Annotated in this window: 16 protein-coding genes; 15 read left to right on the plus strand and 1 reads right to left on the minus strand. The window is 69.7% G+C overall.

Annotated elements, in window-relative coordinates; all coding sequences use genetic code 11:
- Nucleotides 1-197 precede the first annotated feature (197 nt).
- The 7 genes from ACFWDI_RS08005 (at nt 198) to ACFWDI_RS08035 (ending at nt 10675) form a co-directional block, all read left to right on the plus strand.
- A complete protein-coding gene (locus ACFWDI_RS08005; protein WP_385301965.1) occupies nt 198-2636 on the plus strand; it encodes an FAD-dependent oxidoreductase in 2439 nt (812 codons plus the stop codon).
- Between the two features lie 27 nt (nt 2637-2663).
- Nucleotides 2664-3515 (plus strand): bifunctional methylenetetrahydrofolate dehydrogenase/methenyltetrahydrofolate cyclohydrolase, encoded by an 852-nt coding sequence (locus tag ACFWDI_RS08010; protein WP_327327847.1) that lies wholly within the window; start codon nt 2664-2666, stop codon nt 3513-3515.
- On the plus strand, nt 3512-4789 hold the full coding sequence (glyA, locus tag ACFWDI_RS08015; RefSeq protein WP_385301967.1) for a serine hydroxymethyltransferase: 1278 nt from the start codon (nt 3512-3514) through the stop codon (nt 4787-4789). The genes ACFWDI_RS08010 and glyA overlap by 4 nt, the downstream gene beginning before the upstream one ends.
- Nucleotides 4786-6018, plus strand: a complete 1233-nt coding sequence (locus tag ACFWDI_RS08020) for a sarcosine oxidase subunit beta family protein (protein ID WP_385301970.1) — start codon at nt 4786-4788, stop codon at nt 6016-6018. Before glyA ends, ACFWDI_RS08020 begins: the two co-directional genes overlap by 4 nt.
- Before the next feature lie 12 nt (nt 6019-6030).
- The gene (locus tag ACFWDI_RS08025) at nt 6031-9279 is read left to right on the plus strand and encodes a sarcosine oxidase subunit alpha family protein (RefSeq protein WP_385301973.1); all 3249 of its coding nucleotides are present in this window, start codon (nt 6031-6033) and stop codon (nt 9277-9279) included.
- Nucleotides 9272-9865, plus strand: coding sequence for a sarcosine oxidase subunit gamma (locus ACFWDI_RS08030; protein WP_385301976.1), 594 nt, complete (start codon nt 9272-9274; stop codon nt 9863-9865). Before ACFWDI_RS08025 ends, ACFWDI_RS08030 begins: the two co-directional genes overlap by 8 nt.
- Before the next feature lie 300 nt (nt 9866-10165).
- Complete coding sequence (locus ACFWDI_RS08035) at nt 10166-10675, plus strand: hypothetical protein (protein ID WP_385301977.1); 510 nt, start codon at nt 10166-10168, stop codon at nt 10673-10675.
- Nucleotides 10676-10928: 253 nt separating this feature from the next.
- Here the strand turns inward: ACFWDI_RS08035 and ACFWDI_RS08040 are convergent, their stop codons facing one another.
- Nucleotides 10929-11297 (minus strand): low affinity iron permease family protein, encoded by a 369-nt coding sequence (locus tag ACFWDI_RS08040; RefSeq protein ID WP_385301979.1) that lies wholly within the window; start codon nt 11295-11297, stop codon nt 10929-10931.
- A gap of 230 nt (nt 11298-11527) precedes the next feature.
- On the opposite strand from ACFWDI_RS08040, the gene ACFWDI_RS08045 reads away from it, so the two are divergent.
- From ACFWDI_RS08045 to ACFWDI_RS08080, 8 genes are all read left to right on the plus strand, one after another.
- A complete protein-coding gene (locus ACFWDI_RS08045) occupies nt 11528-13312 on the plus strand; it encodes an enoyl-CoA hydratase-related protein (protein WP_385301981.1) in 1785 nt (594 codons plus the stop codon).
- A 60-nt stretch (nt 13313-13372) separates the two neighbouring features.
- Complete coding sequence (locus ACFWDI_RS08050; protein WP_385301983.1) at nt 13373-14461, plus strand: hydrogenase expression protein HypE; 1089 nt, start codon at nt 13373-13375, stop codon at nt 14459-14461.
- Between the two features lie 79 nt (nt 14462-14540).
- A complete protein-coding gene (locus tag ACFWDI_RS08055; RefSeq protein ID WP_385301985.1) occupies nt 14541-16325 on the plus strand; it encodes a nickel-dependent hydrogenase large subunit in 1785 nt (594 codons plus the stop codon).
- Entirely contained in the window at nt 16322-16936 is a 615-nt protein-coding gene (locus ACFWDI_RS08060) for a hypothetical protein (protein WP_385301987.1), read from the plus strand. The genes ACFWDI_RS08055 and ACFWDI_RS08060 overlap by 4 nt, the downstream gene beginning before the upstream one ends.
- A gap of 53 nt (nt 16937-16989) precedes the next feature.
- Nucleotides 16990-17601 (plus strand): DUF5947 family protein, encoded by a 612-nt coding sequence (locus ACFWDI_RS08065; protein WP_385302438.1) that lies wholly within the window; start codon nt 16990-16992, stop codon nt 17599-17601.
- Complete coding sequence (locus ACFWDI_RS08070; protein WP_385301988.1) at nt 17598-18296, plus strand: DUF6084 family protein; 699 nt, start codon at nt 17598-17600, stop codon at nt 18294-18296. The genes ACFWDI_RS08065 and ACFWDI_RS08070 overlap by 4 nt, the downstream gene beginning before the upstream one ends.
- Entirely contained in the window at nt 18293-19732 is a 1440-nt protein-coding gene (locus ACFWDI_RS08075) for a hypothetical protein (protein WP_385301990.1), read from the plus strand. The genes ACFWDI_RS08070 and ACFWDI_RS08075 overlap by 4 nt, the downstream gene beginning before the upstream one ends.
- Nucleotides 19729-20277, plus strand: coding sequence for a hydrogenase maturation protease (locus ACFWDI_RS08080; protein WP_385301991.1), 549 nt, complete (start codon nt 19729-19731; stop codon nt 20275-20277). Before ACFWDI_RS08075 ends, ACFWDI_RS08080 begins: the two co-directional genes overlap by 4 nt.
- Nucleotides 20278-20420: the final 143 nt, after the last annotated feature.

Below are 20420 nucleotides of genomic sequence, written 5' to 3' on the forward strand. Positions count from 1 at the left end.
TCCACTGGTGGGGCGGGGTGCTTTGACGGGGCCGGGGGGGCTGCCGTGACAGCCCGCCGGGCACGGCTGTTTTTTGCCCCGGTTACGGCCGTGAACGCCCCTTGACACCCGCCCTCGGCGACCGGCATCGTGAGTTGCGCAACCTGAAGCATGTTGCGCTGACAGCAACTTAACTGCTCAAAGGCGGAGGTGCGGCGATGGCGGGACCCCGAGTGGTCATCATCGGAGCGGGCGTCGTGGGAGCGGCGCTCGCGGACGAACTGTCCTTCGCGGGCTGGACCGACATCACGGTCGTCGACCAGGGGCCCCTCCCCGCCACCGGCGGGTCGTCGTCCCATGCGCCGGGGCTGGTCTTCCAGACGAACTCCTCGAAGACCATGACCGAGCTGGCCCGCTACACCGTCGAGAAGTTCTGCAGCCTCGACGTCGACGGAGAGCCCTGCTTCCTGCAGGTGGGCGGACTCGAGGTGGCCACCACCCCGGAACGCCTGATCGAGCTGCACCGCCGCCACGGCTGGGTCACCGCCTGGGGCATCGAGTCCCGGCTGCTGAGCCCCGAGGAGTGCATCGAACTGCACCCGCTGGTGGACCCCGGGCGCGTCCTCGGCGGCCTCCTGGTCCCCACCGACGGCCTGGCCAAGGCGGTGCTCGCCGTCGAGGCCCAGATCCGGCGGGCCATCGAGCGCGGCGTACGCTTCCTCGCCCGCCACGAAGTCCTCGACGTCGTACACAGCGAGGGCGAGGTCAGCGCAGTCGTCACCGACCAGGGCGAGATCCCCGCCGACATCGTCGTGTGCTGTGCGGGCATCTGGGGCCCGAAGATCGCCCGCATGGTCGGCATGAACCTGCCCCTCACCCCGCTCGCCCACCAGCTCGCCTGGACCGGCCCCGTTCCCGCACTGGAAGGCCAGGCCGAGGAGGCCGTCCGGCCGATCCTGCGCCACCAGGACGCGGATCTGTACTACCGCGACCGCTTCGACCGCATCGGCATCGGCTACTACGGCCACCGGCCCATGCCGGTCGACCCGGAGGACATCGCCTCGGTGGACGAGGCCGAGCAGATGCCCTCGGTCATGAAGTTCACCGAGGACGACTTCGCCGACGCCTGGGCCGAGACACAGGCACTGCTGCCCGCGACCCGCGACGCCAAGATCGAAGAGGGCATCAACGGTCTCTTCTCCTTCACCACCGACGGCCTGCCGCTGCTGGGCGAATCACCTGAGGTCAAGGGCTTCTGGGTCGCCGAGGCCGTGTGGGTCACCCACTCGGCCGGCGTGGCCCGCGCGGTGGCCGAATGGCTCGTGGACGGCCACTGCTCGTCCTTCGATCTGCACGAGTGCGACGTCAACCGCTTCGAGCCGCATCAGCTCTCCCCGGAGTACGTCCTGGCCCGCGACTGCCAGAACTTCGTCGAGGTCTACGACATCCTCCACCCCCTCCAGCCGGCCGGCGCGCCACGCCCCCTGCGCACCAGCCCCTTCTACGCCCGCCAGCAGGAACTCGGCGCCGTCTTCCTGGAGGCCACCGGCTGGGAGCGGCCCCAGTGGTACGAAGCGAACGAGCACCTGGCAGCCGGGCGTTCCATCCCCACTCCCAACGACTGGGCAGCGCGCTACTGGTCGCCCATCGTCGGCGCAGAGGCCCAGACCACGCGCGAGACCGTCGCGATGTACGACATGACCGCGCTCAAGCGCCTGGAAGTCACCGGCCGTGGCGCCGCCGCGTTCCTCCAGCGGCTGTCCACCGGCAACGTCGACAAGTCGGTCGGCTCGGTGACGTACACCCTGCTCCTCGACGAAGACGGCGGCATCCGCAGCGACATCACCGTCGCCCGTCTCGGCCGCGACCACTTCCAGGTCGGCGCCAACGGCAACCTGGACCTCGACTGGTTTGGCCGGCACCTGCCGGCGGACGGGTCGGTCCAGGTACGCGACATCACCGCCGGCACCTGCTGCGTCGGCCTGTGGGGCCCGCTGGCCCGCGAGGTGCTCCAGCCGCTCGCCGACTCGGACTTCTCCAACGACGGTCTGAAGTACTTCCGCGCCAAGCGCGCCCACATCGGTTCCGTCCCCGTCACCGCCATGCGCCTGTCGTACGTCGGCGAACGCGGCTGGGAGCTGTACACCACCGCCGACATGGGCCAGAAACTCTGGGACACCCTGTGGCAGGCCGCCCAGCCCCTCGGCGGCATCGCCGCCGGGCGTGGCGCCTTCAACAGTCTGCGTCTCGAGAAGGGCTACCGCTCCTTCGGCACCGACATGACCTATGAGCACGACCCCTACGAGGCGGGCGTCGGCTTCGCCGTCAAGCTCGACAAGGACGACTTCATCGGCAAGGCCGCGCTGGAGCGGCGCAAGGCCGATGTGCGGCGCCGCCTGACCTGTCTGACCATCGACGACCCACAGGCCGTGGTCATGGGGAAGGAGCCGGTGTACGACGGCGACCGCCCCGTCGGCTATGTCACCAGCGCCGCGTACGGCTACACGATCGGCAAGGGCATCGCCTATGCGTGGCTGCCCGCCGAGCTCGCCACGACCGGCCGCACCCTGCACATCGGCTACTTCGACCAGCGCGTCGAAGCGGTCGTCGCCGACGAGCCGCTGTTCGACCCCTCCATGTCCCGCCTGCGCGGCTGAGCCCCCATCCGTAAGAAGAGGAGCACCGTGAGCGCAAAGGTCCTCGACGGACGCCGTACCGCGGCTGCGATCCGCACCGAACTCGCCGAGCGCGTCGCCAAGCTGGCCGCGCGGGGAATCACGCCGGGCCTCGGCACCGTACTGGTCGGCGACGACCCCGGCAGTCACGCGTACGTCGCCGGTAAGCACCGCGACTGCGAACAGGCCGGGATCGCCTCCATCCGGCGCGAACTGCCCGCGGACGCGACGCAGGAGCAGGTGGAGGCCGTCATCGACGAGCTCAACGCCGACCCCGCCTGCACCGGCTACATCGTCCAACTGCCGCTGCCGCGGGGCCTGGACGCCAACGCGGTACTGGAGCGCATGGACCCGGCCAAGGACGCCGACGGCCTGCACCCCGTCAGCCTCGGACGCCTCGCTCTCGGCATCGAGGCCCCGCTGCCCTGCACCCCGCGCGGCATCGTGGAACTGCTGCGTCGCCATGACGTCCCCCTCGCCGGAGCGCGGGTGTGCGTCATCGGGCGAGGCATCACGGTCGGACGGCCGATCGGGCTGCTGCTCACCCGCAGGTCCGAGAACGCCACCGTGACCCTGTGCCACACCGGGACCAAGGGTCTGGCCTGGCACGTACGCGAGGCGGACATCGTCATCGCGGCCGCCGGATCGCCCGGACTGATCACCCCCGAGATGCTTCGGCCCGGTGCCGTCGTCCTCGACGTCGGTATCACCCGCACCGACGAAGGGCTGATCGGGGACGTGCACCCCGATGCCGCCACGGTCGCCGGCTGGGTCGCGCCCATGCCCGGCGGCGTAGGACCCATGACGCGGGCGATGCTGCTCGCCAATGTCGTTGAGGCTGCCGAGAGGAACGCCGCATGAACACGCTGAACGCGCCGCTCGCCGAGCTGGACCCGGAGGTCCACGCCGCCGTCTCCGCGGAGCTGGACCGCCAGCAGTCCACCCTCGAAATGATCGCGTCGGAGAACTTCGCACCCTCGGCGGTCATGGAGGCCCAGGGTTCGGTCCTGACGAACAAGTACGCCGAGGGCTACCCGGGTCGCCGCTACTACGGCGGCTGTGAACACGTCGACGTGACCGAGCGGCTGGCCATCGAGCGGATCAAGTCCCTCTTCGGCGCCGGATTCGCCAATGTGCAGCCGCACTCGGGCGCGCAGGCGAACACCGCCGTCTACTTCGCCCTGCTGAAGCCCGGTGACACCATCCTCGGCCTCGACCTCGCGCACGGCGGTCACCTCACCCACGGCATGCGCATCAACTACAGCGGCAAGATGCTCAATGTCGTGCCCTACCACGTGGACGAGACCGACAACCTGGTCGACATGGACGAGGTGGAGCGGCTCGCCAAGGAGCACAGCCCCAAGATGATCATCGCGGGCTGGTCGGCGTATCCCCGACAACTGGACTTCGAGGCCTTCCGGCGGATCGCCGACGAGGTGGGCGCCTATCTGATGGTCGACATGGCCCACTTCGCGGGCCTCGTGGCCGCCGGACTGCACCCCAGTCCCGTACCGCACGCCCATGTCACCACCACGACCACCCACAAGACGCTCGGCGGCCCGCGCGGCGGCGTCATCCTCACCAATGAGGCCGACATCGCCAAGAAGATCAACTCGGCGGTGTTTCCCGGAATGCAGGGCGGCCCGCTGGAGCACGTCATCGCAGCGAAGGCGGTGTCGTTCAAGGTCGCCGCGTCGCCGGAGTTCGCCGAGCGGCAGGCCCGCACCCTGGCCGGCGCCCGCATCCTCGCCGAACGGCTCACGCAGCCGGACGCGACCGCGGCCGGAGTCAGTGTCCTCACCGGCGGCACCGATGTCCATCTGGTCCTGGTGGACCTCAGGGAGTCGGAACTGGACGGGAAGCAGGCGGAAGACCTGCTCCACGACATCGGTATCACCGTCAACCGCAACGCCGTCCCCTTCGATCCCCGCCCGCCCATGGTCACTTCGGGGCTGCGCATCGGCACTCCCGCTCTGGCCACCCGCGGCTTCACCGAAGAGGACTTCACCGAGGTCGCCGATGTGATCGCGCTCGCCCTCCAGCCCGCGCCCGATGTCGCCGCGCTCCGCGCCCGTACGCGGGCGCTGGCTGCCAAGCACCCGCTGTACCCGCACCTTTCAGGAGACGCCCGATGAGCCCTCGCACCCCGGGCGCCGACCTCCCCGAGCACCCCGACTGGCTGTGGCGCACGCCCGAGCCGAAGCGGTCGTACGACGTGGTGATCGTGGGCGGCGGCGGACACGGTCTCGCGACCGCCCACTACCTGGCGAAGAACCACGGCATCACCAATGTGGCCGTGCTGGAGAAGGGCTGGCTCGCGGGCGGCAACATGGCCCGCAACACCACCATCATCCGTTCCAACTATCTGTGGGACGAGAGCGCCGGAATATACGAGCACGCCCTCAAGCTGTGGGAGGGGCTGGCGGACGAACTGGACTACCCGATCCTCTTCTCCCAGCGCGGTGTGCTGAACCTCGCCCACAGCCTGCAGGATGTCCGCGACAGCGTGCGCCGTGTCGAGGCCAACCGGCTCAACGGCGTCGACGCCGAATGGCTGGACCCGCAGCAGGTCAAGGACGTCTGCCCCATCGTCAACATCTCACCCGAGGTGCGGTATCCGGTGATGGGCGGCACCTACCAGCCGCGGGCCGGTATCGCCAAGCACGATCACGTCGCCTGGGGGCTGGCGCGCTCCGCCGACGCCGCGGGCATCGACATCATCCAGAACTGCGAAGTCACCGGCATCGACATCCAGGGCGGGCGGGTCGTCGGCGTGCAGACCACGCTCGGCCCGATCGCCGCCGGCAAGGTGGCGCTCTGCTCGGCCGGTCACACCTCGGTACTGGCAGCCATGGCGGGCTTCGAGCTGCCGCTGCAGAGCCACCCGCTGCAGGCGCTGGTCTCCGAGCTCCTTGAGCCGGTGCACCCCACGGTCGTGATGTCCAATGCGGTGCATGTGTACGTCAGCCAGGCACACAAGGGCGAACTGGTGATGGGCGCGGGCATCGACGCGTACAACGCCTACACCCAGCGCGGCGCCTTCCACATCATCGAGCATCAGATGTCCGCCGCCCTGGAACTCTTCCCGGTCTTCGCCCGTGCCCATGTACTGCGTACCTGGGGCGGCATCGTCGACGTCAGCCCCGACGCCTCGCCGATCGTCGGGCTCAGCCCTGTCGACAACCTCTACCTCAACTGCGGCTGGGGAACCGGCGGTTTCAAAGCCACCCCGGGCGTCGGCTGGGTCTACGCCCACACCATCGCCCACGACACCCCCCACCACCTCAACGCCCCCTTCTCGCTCGACCGATTCACCACCGGCGCGCTCGTCGACGAGCACGGCGCGGCCGCGGTGGCCCACTAGGGAGCCGAATCGATGCTGCTCATCCCATGCCCCTGGTGCGGGCCCCGCGACGAGGCCGAATTCCACTACGGCGGCCAGGCGCACGTGCCCTATCCCGAGGACCCCGCCGCCCTGACCGACCAGGAGTGGGCCCGCTACGTCTTCTTCCGCGACAACCCCAGGGGTCCGTTCGCGGAGCGCTGGAGCCATGCGGCCGGATGCCGTCGCTGGTTCAACGCCGTGCGCAATACGGCGACGAACGAGATCCTGACGGTGTACAGGACGGGCGAGCCGAAGCCGAGTCCAGCCCGTCCGGCGGAATGTGAGCCCCTCCGTAGTTTGAGGAGCGGGGTCCGGGGCGGAGCCCCGGTTACGGCAAGGGGCGGGGCGGGGGAGAACTCCTTGGCCACCGGCGCGCACCCGGCGACGAAACCTCAGGCACCCGAGGCCACAGGCACGGGCACCGGTACTCAGCCCCTCCGCCTCACCACGGGCGGTCGGGTAGCCCGGGACGAACCGCTCACGTTCGCCTTCGACGGCACGACATACGAAGGCTTCCGCGGCGACACCCTCGCCTCCGCCCTGCTCGCCAACGGGATCATCCAGGCCGGCACCAGCATCAAGCTCGGCCGCCCGCGCGGCATCTTCTCCGCCGGCGTCGAGGAGCCCAACGCGGTCGTCCAGATCGAGGAGCCGTTCCCCGAGCCCATGCTGCCCGCGACGGCCGTGGAGCTGTACGACGGGCTCGTCGCCGGCAGCCTCCCCGGGCAGGGACGGCTTGCCACCGAGCCCGATCCCGCACGCTACGACGCCGTCCACGCCCACTGCGACCTGCTCGTCGTCGGCGCGGGACCGGCCGGACTCGCGGCCGCGGCCGCCGCCGCCGGCAGCGGGGCGCGTGTCATCCTCGCCGACGACCAGCCCGAGCTGGGCGGCAGTCTCCTCGGAACAGGCCAACTCCTGGACTGGGCAGCCGAGATGGGCGCGCGGCTCGGTGCCGAGCCCGAGGTCCGTGTGCTGCGCCGCACCACCGTCTTCGGCTACTACGACGACAATCACGTCCTCGCCGTCGAACGCCGCACCAACCACCTCGGCGGCGAAGCCCCCGAGCATGTCTCCCGCGAGCGTGTCTGGCGCATCCGCGCCCGCCGCGTCGTCCTGGCCACCGGAGCCCATGAGCGCTCGCTGGCCTTCGCCGACAACGACCGGCCCGGCGTCATGCTGGCGGGCTCGGCCCGTACGTACGCCAACCGCTACGGCGTCCTGCCGGGCCGTCGCGCCGTCGTCTTCACCACCAACGACAGCGCCTACGCGGCCGCGCTCGACCTGGCGGCGGCGGGCGTGGACATCGCGGCGGTCGTAGACACCCGACCCGAACCGGGGGAGTGGGCGCGCCGCGCCCAGGAGGCCGGGATCGAGGTGCTGGTCGGGCATGCCGTGACGGGTACCGAGGGCGACGCACGCCTCGCCGCGGTGACCGTTGCCCCGTACGGAGAGCCGGCGGGGCGCGAGTTCGCTGCCGACCTGCTGCTGGTCTCCGGTGGGTGGAACCCCGTCGCGCATCTGTTCAGCCAGGCGGGCGGAAAGCTGCGTTACGACGAGACGCTCGGCACCTTCGTCCCCGACTCATGCCCTCAGGCGGTCGAGGCCGCGGGCTCCGTTGCCGGCGTCTTCGATCTGCCCGGCGTGCTCGCTCAGGGCTCTGCTGCGGGCGCCCGCGCGATCGAGGCCGAGGGTTATGAGGTCGGTGCCCCCGAGCTCCCGGTTGCGGCCGGCGAACCGCAGTCCCCGTCCATGCAGGTCTTCGTCGTCCCCGGCGCCGTCGGCGCGCCACGCTTCGTCGACCTTCAGCGTGATGTCACCGTCGACGACCTGGCCCGCGCGACGGGCGCCGGTATGCGCTCCGTCGAGCACACCAAGCGCTACACCACCGCCGGTACCGCCAACGACCAGGGCAAGACGTCCGGCGTCCTCGCCAGCGGCACCGTCGCCCAGCTCCTGGGCGTGGACATATCGGCCCTCGGCACGACGACGTTCCGCCCTCCCTACACCCCCGTCTCCTTCGCCACCCTCGCGGGCCGCGACCGCGGCGCGCTCCATGACCCTGTGCGCGTGACCGCCCTGCACGACTGGCACGTCGAGCATGGTGCCCTCTTCGAGAACGTCGGTCAGTGGAAGCGGCCCTGGTACTACCCCCAGGACGGCGAGGACATGAAGGCCGCCGTGCTCCGTGAGTGCCGCGCTGCCCGCGAGGGCGTCGCCTTCATGGACGCCTCCACCCTCGGCAAGATCGACGTGCAGGGGCCGGACGCCGCCGTTCTTCTCGACCGGCTCTACACCAACATGATGAGCACCCTCAAAGTCGGCATGATCCGCTACGGCGTCATGTGCCGCGTCGACGGCATGGTCTTCGACGACGGCACCGTCATCCGCCTCGCCGCGGATCGTTTCCTTGTCACCACCACGACGGGCAATGCGGCCGCCGTCCTGGACTGGATGGAGGAATGGCTGCAGACCGAGTGGCCCGAACTACGCGTCCACTGCACCTCCGTCACCGAGCAGTGGGCCACCGTCGCCCTCGTCGGCCCCCGCTCCCGCGAGCTGCTGGCCGGCCTCGCCCCCGAACTGGCCGTCGCGAACGACGACTTCCCCTTCATGGCGTGGCGCGACACGACCGTCGCCGAAGTCCCGGCCCGCATCTGCCGCATCAGCTTCTCCGGCGAACTGGCCTACGAGATCAACGTGTCGCCGTGGGACGCCCGCGCGCTGTGGGAAGCGCTGTACGCGGCCGGGAGCCCGTTCGGCATCACCCCGTACGGCACCGAGACCATGCACGTGCTGCGCGCCGAGAAGGGCTATCCGATCATCGGCCAGGACACCGACGGCACGGTCACCCCGCAGGACCTCGGCATGAGCTGGGCGGTGTCCAAGAAGAAGCCCGATTTTGTCGGCAAGCGCTCCCACGCACGCGCCGACACCGTACGTGGCGACCGCAAGCACCTCGTCGGCCTGCTCCCCGAGGACCCGGACTCCTTCCTCCCCGAGGGCACCCAGCTGGTCGCCGACAGCGTGCTTCCCGAGCCGCCGGTGCGGATGCTCGGCCATGTCACCTCCAGCTACCACAGCGCGGCGCTCGGCCGGACCTTCGCACTCGCCCTGATCAAGGGAGGCCGGGAGCGCATCGGCGAGCGGTTGTACGCGCCCGTGGGCGACCGTCTGATCCCGGTGACCGTCGCGAGCCCCGTCCTCTACGACCCCGAGGGAGCCCGCCGCGATGGCTGACACCGCAACCCGCCACAGCCCCTTGGCGCATGCCGCCGGGCGCCTCACCGCGGCCACCCGCGCCTCCGGAGGAGCCGTCCGCCTGGCCGAACTGCCCTTCCTGGCCCAGGTCAACGTCCGGCTCGACCCCAAGGGCCAGGCTGCTGACGCCGTCGGGCTTGCTCTGGGTCTCCAACTGCCCATCGAACCCGACACCGTCGTACACGCCGGTGGCCGCGCCGCCATCTGGCTCGGCCCCGACGAATGGCTTGTCGTCGGGCCGCCCGGCAGCCAGTCGGGCCTGGAGGACCAGATCAGGGCGGCTGCCGGCGACGAACCGGCATCGGTCACCGATGTCTCGGCCCAGCGCACCACCCTGCTCGTCACGGGCCCCCGCGCCCGCGATCTGCTGGCCCACGGCTGCCCGCTGGACCTGCACCCACGTGCTTTCGGCCCCGGACGCTGCGCCCAGACCACCTTGGCCCGCGCGCAGGTAGTGCTGGTCGCACGGGACGAACCCCGGGCCGGTTTCTGGTTGCTGGTCCGTTCGTCCTTCGCCGGCTACCTGGCGGACTGGCTGCTGGACGCCGCATCGGAGTACGTCTGACGGAGCTGCTTGCTTGCCGTCCGGAAAGGCCGTGGCCTCGGCTGCATGCGTGGCCGGGGCGCGAGCGGGAGTTCCTGCTCTGCCGGCAGTTCGACGCACGTGAGCGCGAATGGCTGCAGCGGTATCCGCCCGGTCGGCTGGAGATCATCGAAGTCGATGGTGCTCCGGCCGGCCGGCACCGGTCATGAGAGTTGTACCGCGAACCGAAGGCCGCCGTTTCGGTCATGGCCGAAGCCAGTAGTGCCCCCTCGTCTCAGGGTTCACTGGTTGCCCACAGGTTCATCGGCCATACTGCCCGTCGTGGAGCAGCGCGTAGATCCAAACATTCCGCTCGAGTACGCCGTCGGAACAGACCCGGCGTACATCCCTGGCCTCACGGCCCCCCGCTCTGCCGGGACGGGAGAGGTGGAGGAGGCAGAAGAGCCAGTCCCGGACCAGACCGAGGAGCGAAGGTCTGACGAGGCCGTCCGTGAGGAGGTACCCGCCCCCGACGAGGAGGGTGCCGTCAGCGAGACGGGGGAGGAAGTGAGCGGCCCCGTCTTCGAGGTCAGAGACCGCCGCGGTTCGGTCAGGGCGGACCGCGACGGGGTCCGGTTCCGGCTTGACGATGAGGAAGCCGAGTTCCGGTGGGACGAGATCGGCGCCGTCGAGGTGAAGTCCGCCCGATTTGGGCGCCGATTCACCGTCACGGTCCACTTGACGACGCGCCGTTGGTTCGACGCCGAGGTCGAGGCCCCGGCCAGGAGCCTTCTCAAGGAGTGGGCGGCGGAACTCGACGCTGTCCTGGACGCTTACTTCGAGGAGTCCTGACCGGCAGTCAGCGTGCCTGTTGCGTATCGGGAATGAGGCGTTCGGCGAGCACCGGGCGGTGGTGCTCGCCGGGCGACATCCCCGGCGGCCACCGGCCGTGAGGTCACACCGCTGCGGATGCCGGGACAACAACTGGATCGGGTGAGGTGGCAGGCGGAGACACGTGATGCGCCTGCCCCTCTTCGGCGATGGCCCGTTGTGCAGGGAAGGCTCACGTCGGCGTCGCCGGCCGCAGGCGTACCCAGTCCGTCCCTCAGGTCTCCTCTTCCATACGAATGGCGTTCCTGAGGTTTTCGAGTGCCTGGCCGGGCTTCTTCTCCTGCATCTCCAGCAGCGCGGCAGCGATGGCGTCGAGCTTGCGCTGGATCGCGTGCTCGGCTCTCCGTTCCGAGTTCTTGAGCAGGGCCAGAAGCAGCAGAGTGACGGCGGTCATCGATTCTCCGGCGAGCAGCAGCCACTCGTCCGGAAGTTTCATGGCATGGGCAGTGACGACGAGGGCCACCAAGGCCAAGCACACTCCGAAAAAGGCCGGCGAGCTGGTGAAATTCGAGGCGTGCTCCGCCAACCGGGCGAACCATGTGCGCTTGTCGCCACCGCGATCGGCGGGATGCTGAAGAGTCATACGACTTGCCTACCCGACCACGCGAGGACATGCAGGCCTGCCACAACCGGTGTCGGCGCGCGCCTTTCATGGGGGAAGGCCGAGAAGGCCCGAACCGCCAGGTGGCCGTCGCCATGTCCGCTTTTGGGTGACCCCGTGGCTCGGCGTCGCCATGGCCGGTTCCGTTTGTTCGACGATCACAGGCGGCCGGGGAGACGCTGCCGGTAGACGTGACCGCTGGGAGGCCTGTCATGCACATCCTGCTCGTCGCCACTGCGTTCAACAGCCTCACACAGCGACTCCACGCCGAACTGAGGGATCACGGTCACACCGTGTCGGTGGAACTCGCCCTGCACGGAGAGTCCTTGGCGGATGCCGTACGCCGTCATGAGCCGCAGCTCGTCGTCGCGCCGATACTGAAGACGGCGATCCCACGCGAGGTGTGGTCCGCGTACACGTGTCTCGTCGTCCACCCCGGCCCCGTCGGGGACCGCGGGCCTTCGTCCCTCGACTGGGCGATGCACGAGGACGTCGGCGACTGGGGTGTGACTGTCCTGCAGGCCAACGCGGAGATGGACGCGGGTGACGTGTGGGCCGCTGCCGCCTGCCCGATGCCGCCGGTGGCCAAGAGCGACCTGTACCGCGGCGAGGTGTCCGACGCGGCGGTGACCGCTGTGATGCTGGCGGTGGAACGGTTCGCCACCGGGATGTACGCCCCTCGCGCGCAGACCGGCCAAGCCAGTGGAGGAACCGGCCGAGCCCGGCCGTATCTCGATCAGAGCGTCCGGCGGATCGACTGGGCGTCGGAGTCCACCGAAACGATCGTCCGCAAGCTGCGGGCCGCGGACTCGCAGCCCGGAGTGCTCGACGAACTGCTGGGCGGCGAGTGGTACTTGCACGGGGGCCACCCCGAGGACGAGCTGTGCGGGCATCCAGGCGAACTTCTGGCCACACGAGCCGGAGCTGTCTGCCGTGCGACGACGGACGGCGCCGTGTGGATTCCCGAGCTGCGGGCCCGGCGCGGGCCCGGGCAGCCCCCCACGTTCAAGCTGCCTGCCGTTGAGGCGCTTGCCGGCCGGCTGCCCTCCTTGCCGGAGAGCCCCGCGCCCTTGCGTCTGGACGCGCATCGCCCTACCTGGACCGACATCAGCTACCGGGAGGAGCGCAACGTCGGCTTCCTCTCGTTCTCGTTCGCCGGCGGCGCGATGAGCACCACCCAGTGCCGTCGTCTGCTGGCGGCCTATCAGGAGGCCTGCTCGCGTCCCACGTCAGTGCTGGTGCTCGGCGGCAGCCGGGTCTTCTCCAACGGCATCCATCTCAACGTCATCGAGGCGGCCGAAGACCCCGGTGCGGAGTCCTGGGCCAACATCAACGCCATCGACGACCTGGTCGAGGCCGTCCTGATGACCACGGACCGGCTGGTGGTCGCTGCCGTCGGCGGACATGCCGCCGCGGGCGGGGTGATGCTCGCACTGGCAGCGGACGAGGTGTGGTGCAGATCGGGCACCGTGCTGAATCCGCACTACCGGCTGATGGGCCTGTACGGCTCGGAGTACTGGACGTACACGCTGCCTCGCCGAGTCGGTTCGGCGGTGGCAGGGCGTCTGATGCGTCAGGCCCTGCCTGTGAGCGGGCCGGCCGCGCAGCGACTGGGCCTCGTCGAGCGACTGGTCGAGTGCACCCCGCAGGACTTCACCGCAGAGGTCGCCCGGCTCGCCGGGCACCTCGCTTCCCTCCCCGCGGTGCAGCCGCGGATCGCTGCGAAGAAGGCCGAGCGGGACCGCCAGGAGAGTCTCAAGCCGCTCGCCGCCTTCCGGGAGGAGGAGCTGGCCCATATGCAGCGGACTTTCTCCGACCCGGCCGCCCCCTACCACGCTTTGCGCCGCGCGTTCGTCCGCAAGGAGAAGCCGCTGCGAACACCGCCGCATCTGGAGGTTCCGGTGTCCGCAGCACGCGTGACGGATCAGCTCCGGTCCCAGGTCCGTGTCACCGGACCGGACGCCGAAAACTCGGCTTCAGCACCGGATGTCTGTTAACAAGAAGGCTGAGGTCAAAATGCCGAATTTCATGACATACCTCCCCAAGGAGGCACGCTGATGAATGCAGCCACGTCGACCGCGGCCCAGGACGCGGACGCCGCCGGGGCACCCGCCGACGACGCGCCCCCGATCCATATCCTCTGGATCAATGCCGGGCTGAGCTGCGACGGTGACTCGGTAGCCCTGACGGCGGCGATGCAGCCGAGTATCGAGGAGATCGTGCTCGGCGTGCTGCCCGGCCTGCCCAAGATCGCTGTGCACTGGCCCCTGATCGACTTCGAATGTGGGCCGGTCGGGGGCGCGGACACGTTCATCGAATGGTTCTTCAAGGGCGAGCGCGGTGAGATCGACCCCTTCGTCCTGGTGATCGAGGGGTCCGTCCCCAACGAGTCGATCAAGCAGGAAGGCTACTGGTGCGGCTTCGGCGACGATCCCGAAACCGGCCAGCCGATCACCACCAGTGAATGGATCGACCGACTCGCGCCCAAGGCGCTGGCTGTTGTCGCGATCGGAACGTGTGCCACCTATGGCGGAATCCACGCCATGGCGGGCAACCCGACCGGTGCGATGGGTGTGCCGGACTACCTGGGCTGGGACTGGACGTCCAAGGCCGGCATCCCGATCGTGTGCGTGCCCGGCTGTCCGATCCAGCCCGACAACTTCTCGGAGACCCTGACCTACCTGCTCTACCAGGCTGCGGGCGCCGCTCCGATGATCCCGCTGGACGACAAGCTCCGACCGACGTGGTTGTTCGGCGCCACCGTGCACGAGGGGTGCGATCGCGCGGGCTACTACGAACAGGGACAGTTCGCCGACACCTACGACTCGCCCAAGTGCCTCGTCAAGCTCGGCTGCTGGGGCCCGGTCGTCAAGTGCAACGTGCCCAAGCGGGGCTGGATGAACGGAATCGGCGGCTGTCCGAACGTCGGAGGCATCTGCATCGCCTGCACCATGCCGGGGTTCCCGGACAAGTTCATGCCGTTCATGGACGAACCGCCCGGCGCGAAGGTGTCCAGCACCGCCAGCGGAGCGTACGGCGCGGTGATCCGCAAGCTGCGGACCATCACGGCCAGGACCGTGGACAAGGAGCCGAAGTGGCGCCACACGGGACAGCAGCTGACCACCGGCTACCGGCCGCCCTGGTGAACCCCCGCTGAACCGAAGTACCTGCTCACGCCTCACCGCGCGACCCACCTCCAGCTTGAAGAAGGGCACGGCACTCACGATGGCACCGACGACGAAGGCGGCCGGCGACGGCAGTGGCCTGGTGGAAATGGCCTGGGATCCGATCACCCGGATCGTGGGCAGCCTCGGCATCCACACAAAGATCGACTTCAAGCAGAAGCGGGTCGCGGAGTGCTACAGCACCTCGTCGGTCTTCCGTGGCTACAGCGTCTTCATGCGCGGCAAGGACCCCCGGGACGCGCACTTCATCACCAGCCGTATCTGCGGGATCTGCGGCGACAATCACGCCACGTGTTCGGTGTACACGCAGAACATGGCCTACGGGGTGAAGCCTCCGCACCTTGCTGAGTGGATCATCAACCTCGGCGAGTCCGCCGAGTACATGTTCGACCACAACATCTTCCAGGAGAACCTGGTCGGGGTCGACTACTGCGAAAAGATGGTCCGCGAGACCAACCCCGGCGTCCTCGAGCTCGCCGAGCGCACCGAGGCGCCGCACGCCGGGGACCACGGCTACCGCACCATCGCCGACATCATGCGGTCACTCAACCCCATCGAAGGCGAGTTCTACCGGGAAGCCCTCCAGGTGAGCCGCTACACCCGGGAGATGTTCTGCCTCATGGAGGGCCGCCATGTGCACCCCTCCACGCTCTACCCCGGTGGAGTCGGCACGATTGCCTCCGTTCAGCTCTTCACGGACTATCTCAGCCGCCTCATGCGCTACGTGGAGTTCATGAAGCGAGTCGTCCCCCTGCACGACGACCTGTTCGACTTCTTCTACGAGGCTCTGCCCGGGTACGAGGAAGTCGGCCGCCGACGGGTGCTGCTCGGCTGCTGGGGCGCCCTCAACGACCCCGAGTACTGCGACTTCACCTACGCCAATATGACCGACTGGGGACGGAAGATGTTCGTCACCCCCGGCGTCATCGTCGACGGCAAGCTCGTCACCAACGACCTCACCGAGATCAACCTCGGCATCCGCATCCTGCTGGGCAGCTCGTACTACGACGACTGGCAGGGCCAGGAGCAGTTCGTCACCCACGACCCGCTCGGCAACCCCGTCGACCCGCGCCACCCGTGGAACCAGCACACCATCCCGGCCCCTCAGAAGCGGGACTTCAACGACAAGTACAGCTGGGTGATGTCCCCCCGCTGGTTCGACGGCAAGGACTACCTGCCGCTGGACACCGGCGGGGGCCCCCTCGCCCGCCTGTGGTCCACGGCGCTGTCCGGGCTCGTCGACGTCGGCTATGTCAAGGCCACCGGCAACAGCGTCGTCATCAACCTGCCGCGCACGATGACCAAGCCCGAGACCACCTTCGAGTGGAAGATCCCGCGCTGGAGCAACGCGCTGGAACGAAACCGTGCCCGCACCTACTTCCAGGCCTACGCCGCGGCCATCGCCCTGCACTGCGCCGAGAAGGGGCTGAACGAAGTGCGTGCCGGCCGCACCCAGACCTGGGAGAAGTTCGAGGTGCCGGACCAGTCCATCGGCTGCGGCTTCACCGAGGCCGTACGCGGTGTCCTCTCCCACCACATGGTCATCCGGGACGGGAAGATCGCCAACTACCACCCGTACCCGCCGACTCCGTGGAACGCCAGCACGCGCGACTCCTACGGCACGCCCGGCCCGTACGAGGACGCCGTGCAGAACACGCCGATCTTCGAGGAGAACTCCCCGGAGAACTTCAAGGGCATCGACATCATGCGCGCGGTGCGCAGCTTCGACCCCTGCCTGCCCTGCGGCGTTCACATGTACGTCGGCGGCGGAAAGACCGTGAAGTCGATGCACGTACCCACCGGCCTGAGCGGCCTTTCCGGATGAGCGCGGCAGCCCCCACCGCCGCCCCGCCGGCCGATGCTGCCCACCGGGTCATGAACGCGGAGCAGGCAGGACGGCGCGTGGAAGAAGTCCTCGACCGACTGGCCGCCACCGGCGACGAATCGGCGTGTGCCGGGGCCGAGGAGCTGGTCAGGGTCCTGATGGACTTCTACGGCGCCGGTCTGGCCCGGATCGTCCGGCTGCTCGATGCCCCCGCCGCCGGCAAATCCCCGGGCAGCCCCCTGGCCGGCCTGCTCGGAGACGAACTGGTCTCGAGCCTGCTGGTCCTGCACGACCTGCACCCCGAGGACACCGCCACGCGCATCGCTCGTGCTCTGGACGCGGCCGGTGACCATGCCTGGGAGGTAGCGGGCTTCGACGACTCCTCCGCAACGCTGCGCCTGCGGTCTGCCGGTGGTGCGGGCTGCGGCTGCGCCGGCACAGCTGCGTCGGCACAGCAGGCGGTCGAGGACGCCCTCACCTGCTTCGCGCCTGAGGTGACGGCTGTGGAAGTGGAGGCGGGCGCCACCGCCCGGGAGCCGGCGCTGCTCCAGATCGGGAAGGCTCCCACGTCCCGTACGGCGCCCGGACCGGCCGTGGCGAAGACGCGGTGAGCGCGCCCCAGCTCCGGCCACAGCCTCCTGGGCCTGCCGGTGAACTGCGCGGCCTGCGACGGTTTCTGACCGAGCGGCCACCCCGGCAGGAGCGCTGCGAACTGTGCGGAGTGGCGGTGGCCGACAACAGCCACCGCCACCTGGTGGACACGGAGAAACGCGCACTTGCCTGCGCCTGCGTCCCGTGTTCCCTCCTGTTCGAGCGGCCCGGTGCCGCGGGCGGCCGCTTCCGGGCGGTGCCGGACCGCTATCTGGCCGACCCGGACCACCGCCTGGACGACAGCGCGTGGGAAGTTCTGCAGATCCCGGTCGGCGTCGCCTTCTTCTTCCGTAACGCGGCGCTCGACCGCCTGGTCGCGCTCTACCCGAGTCCCGCCGGCGCGACCGAGAGTGAACTCGACCCGTCGGCATGGCAGACCGTGCTGGGCGGCAGTCGACTGGCCGCGCTCCTCGAACCCGATGTGGAGGCGCTCCTGTTGCGCCGGGTGGAAGGCCGGGCCGAGTGCTACCTCGTCCCGATCGACATCTGTTACGAACTGGTGGGCCGCATGCGCCTGTTGTGGCAGGGCTTTGACGGCGGAGCCGAGGCCCGGGCCGATCTGGAGGCCTTCTTCGCCCATGTCGGCGGCCGCGCCCAAGTGGTGCAGGGGGCGGACCGGCCATGACGGAGTTCGCCTTCACGTGTACGGGCGTACGGGCCGACCGGTACGCCGCCGGTCCGACACTCGTCTTCAGGCTGCGCATCACCGCGTCCGACAACGCCCGCGTGCACGCCCTGGCCCTGCGCTGCCAGATCCGTATCGAACCCGCGCGGCGCGGCTACGCTCCCGCGGAGGCCGATGGGCTGGCCGACCTCTTCGGAGAGCGCTCACGCTGGGGCAGCACGCTTCAGCCGGTTCAGTTCGCCCAGGTCTCGCACATGGTTCCCAGCTTCACGGGAGAGACGGAAACCGACCTCGCCGTCCCCTGCACGTACGACATGGACGTCGCCGCCACCCGGTATTTCAACGCCCTCGAGGCGGGCGAGGTGCCGCTGCTCATGCTGTTCTCCGGAACGGCATTCACCGGAGCAGGCGGCTTCCGCGTCGAACCCGTGCCGTGGGACCGGGAGGCGGCCTTCCGGATGCCGGTAAAGGTGTGGCAGGAGATGGTCGAGCAGCACTTCCCCGGCTGCGGCTGGATCCGGCTGCCGCGCGACACCATGGACGCGCTGCTCGCCTTCCGTTCGCGGCGGGCACATCCCTCCTGGGAGGCGGCCGTCCGGGCCCTGCTGGCCGAGGCCGGCACGCCGGACCCCCAGCCGGTCCACGCCCTGGACCGAGCGCTGCTGCCACGCGCTACCGGAAGGACGGCACGTTGACGACAACTGCCTTCGCACCGGCGACGGAAGCCCGGTTCGCCGTCGCCCGACAGGTGGCCGACGCGGTCCTCTTCGAGGGCTATGTGCTCTACCCGTACCGTGCTTCGGCGGCCAAGAACCGGCTGCGCTGGCAGTTCGGAGTGCTCGTGCCGCCCGCCTGGGGCTCCGAGTGCCAGGAGCACGACTTCCAGCACACCGAATGTCTGATGGAACCGAAGGCGGGCGCGACGCTGGCGGTCGAGGTGCGCTTCCTGCACGCCCGGCGCAGGACCGTGCAACAGGCCCGGCAGGACGGCGGGTTCGAGACGGTGCGCGAACTCCACCTCGAGGACCGCGTCCTGGTGCCCTGGGACGAGGGCGTCGAGGAGCGTGTCGAGGTGCTCGCAGACGTGGAGGAGCTGGCAGGAGACGGTGTCACCGTTCCCTTCACCCGCCCTGCCCGCGAAGAGACCGAGCCCGTCCTGGACGCGACCGGCCGGACGGTGGGCCGGCTGATTCGCCGATGCGAGGAGATCAGTGGCGCCGTGCGGCTGTCCGCACGTGACCTCGACGGTCCCTACCGGGTGATGCGTCTGACCGCTGTCGTGGAGAACACCAGCAGCTGGAGCCCGCCGGACGGCACGGCCGACCGTGACGCGGCGCTGCCGCGCTCGCTGGTCGCCGCGCATCTGCTGATGGGCCTCAGCGCCGGGTCGTTCCTGTCGATGACGGATCCGCCCGAGTGGGCCAAGGGCGCGATCGCGTCCTGCCGCAACCTGCACACCTGGCCGGTCCTCGCCGGCGAACCCGGCCGCGCGGACCTGGTGCTGTCTTCCCCGATCATCCTGGAGGACCACCCCGCCATCGCCCCGGAGAGCCCAGGGGCTCTCTACGACGCCACCGAGATCGACGAGATCCTCGCGCTGCGCACCGCAGCCCTCACCGATGAGGAGAAGCGAGAGGCTCGTGGCACCGACGAGCGGGCCGGCGCGGTGATCGACCTGGCCGACTCGATGCCCCCTGAAGTCCTTGAGCGCCTGCACGGTGCGGTGCGTGCGCTACGGGAGGTGACCGGCCCCGACGCGTCGGACGCCCCCCCGCCGCCCGCCTGTCGCGGGTTTACCGACGAATACGGCGTGGAGGCGCCGGGCACCCCGTGGTGGGACCCGGCGAGCGACTCCGGCTTCGACCCGGCCCGCGACCGGGTCGTCGTGGACGGCCGGTCGCTGGGGGCCGGGAGCCGCGTGCTGCTGCGCCCGGGCCTGCGGCGCACCGACGCACAGGACCTGTTCCTGCACGGCCGCAGCGCCAGGGTCGAGGCGGTGCTGCACGACGTGGACGGGGCAGTGCATCTGGCAGTGACCGTCGAGGGCGATCCAGGAGCCGACATCCGCCGCGAGCAGGGCCGCTTCCTGTACTTCCAGCCCGACGAGGTCGCCCCCCTGGAGGACGCATGACACGTCCTGAGCGGAACAACGACCGGATTCTGGTCGCCGGGGTCGGAAACATCTTCCTCGGCGACGACGGCTTCGGCGTCGAGACCGTGCGCAGGCTGGCCGCGGAACAGCTGCCGGAGCACGCCGAGGTCGTGGACATCGGCGTACGGGGCGTACACCTGGCGTATCAGCTTCTCGACGGCTACGACACGCTCGTCCTGGTCGATGCCACGGCGCGCGGCGGCGAACCCGGCACGGTGTATCTGATCGAAGCCGACGGCGCGGGCGGCATCGAGCCCCGGAACGCGCTGCTGGACGGTCACCGGATGTCCCCCGACGCGGTCCTGGCTCTCCTGGAGACCCTCTGCGCCGGCACCGGCGCGCGGCCGCCGCGGCGCATCCTGGTAGTGGGATGCGAACCCGCCGGTGTGGAGGAAGGCATCGGTCTCAGTCCGGCCGTGGCCGCCGCGGTGCCGGAGGCCGTACGGCTGATCATGGGCTTGCTGCGGGACGGCGAGCAGGAACCGTCCGCGCCACCGGCTGCGGTCGGCGAGGCTGCGAAGTGAGGAGAAGAGCATGAAGAAGACGATCATCGGTGGCGCGGCCGCCGCTACTGCCGCGACTGCGCTGGCCGCCGTCGTCCGGCTGGCCCTGCCGGACCTCATGCGCTATCTGCGCATCCGCAGGATGTGACGCGACTGAGGTGACC

It is taken from the genome of Streptomyces sp. NPDC060064 (assembly GCF_042736455.1).
Lineage (GTDB): Bacteria > Actinomycetota > Actinomycetes > Streptomycetales > Streptomycetaceae > Streptomyces.

What these genes read in the sequence shown, in the direction of transcription:
- ACFWDI_RS08050 (WP_385301983.1), top strand. Translation starts at nt 13,373, where the DNA reads ATGAATGCAGCCACGTCGACCGCGGCCCAGGACGCGGACGCCGCCGGG.
- ACFWDI_RS08055 (WP_385301985.1), top strand. Translation starts at nt 14,541, where the DNA reads ATGGCACCGACGACGAAGGCGGCCGGCGACGGCAGTGGCCTGGTGGAA.
- ACFWDI_RS08045 (WP_385301981.1), top strand. Translation starts at nt 11,528, where the DNA reads ATGCACATCCTGCTCGTCGCCACTGCGTTCAACAGCCTCACACAGCGA.
- ACFWDI_RS08040 (WP_385301979.1), bottom strand. Translation starts at nt 11,297, where the DNA reads ATGACTCTTCAGCATCCCGCCGATCGCGGTGGCGACAAGCGCACATGG.
- ACFWDI_RS08030 (WP_385301976.1), top strand. Translation starts at nt 9,272, where the DNA reads ATGGCTGACACCGCAACCCGCCACAGCCCCTTGGCGCATGCCGCCGGG.
- ACFWDI_RS08020 (WP_385301970.1), top strand. Translation starts at nt 4,786, where the DNA reads ATGAGCCCTCGCACCCCGGGCGCCGACCTCCCCGAGCACCCCGACTGG.
- ACFWDI_RS08070 (WP_385301988.1), top strand. Translation starts at nt 17,598, where the DNA reads ATGACGGAGTTCGCCTTCACGTGTACGGGCGTACGGGCCGACCGGTAC.
- ACFWDI_RS08080 (WP_385301991.1), top strand. Translation starts at nt 19,729, where the DNA reads ATGACACGTCCTGAGCGGAACAACGACCGGATTCTGGTCGCCGGGGTC.
- ACFWDI_RS08060 (WP_385301987.1), top strand. Translation starts at nt 16,322, where the DNA reads ATGAGCGCGGCAGCCCCCACCGCCGCCCCGCCGGCCGATGCTGCCCAC.
- ACFWDI_RS08025 (WP_385301973.1), top strand. Translation starts at nt 6,031, where the DNA reads ATGCTGCTCATCCCATGCCCCTGGTGCGGGCCCCGCGACGAGGCCGAA.
- glyA (WP_385301967.1), top strand. Translation starts at nt 3,512, where the DNA reads ATGAACACGCTGAACGCGCCGCTCGCCGAGCTGGACCCGGAGGTCCAC.
- ACFWDI_RS08005 (WP_385301965.1), top strand. Translation starts at nt 198, where the DNA reads ATGGCGGGACCCCGAGTGGTCATCATCGGAGCGGGCGTCGTGGGAGCG.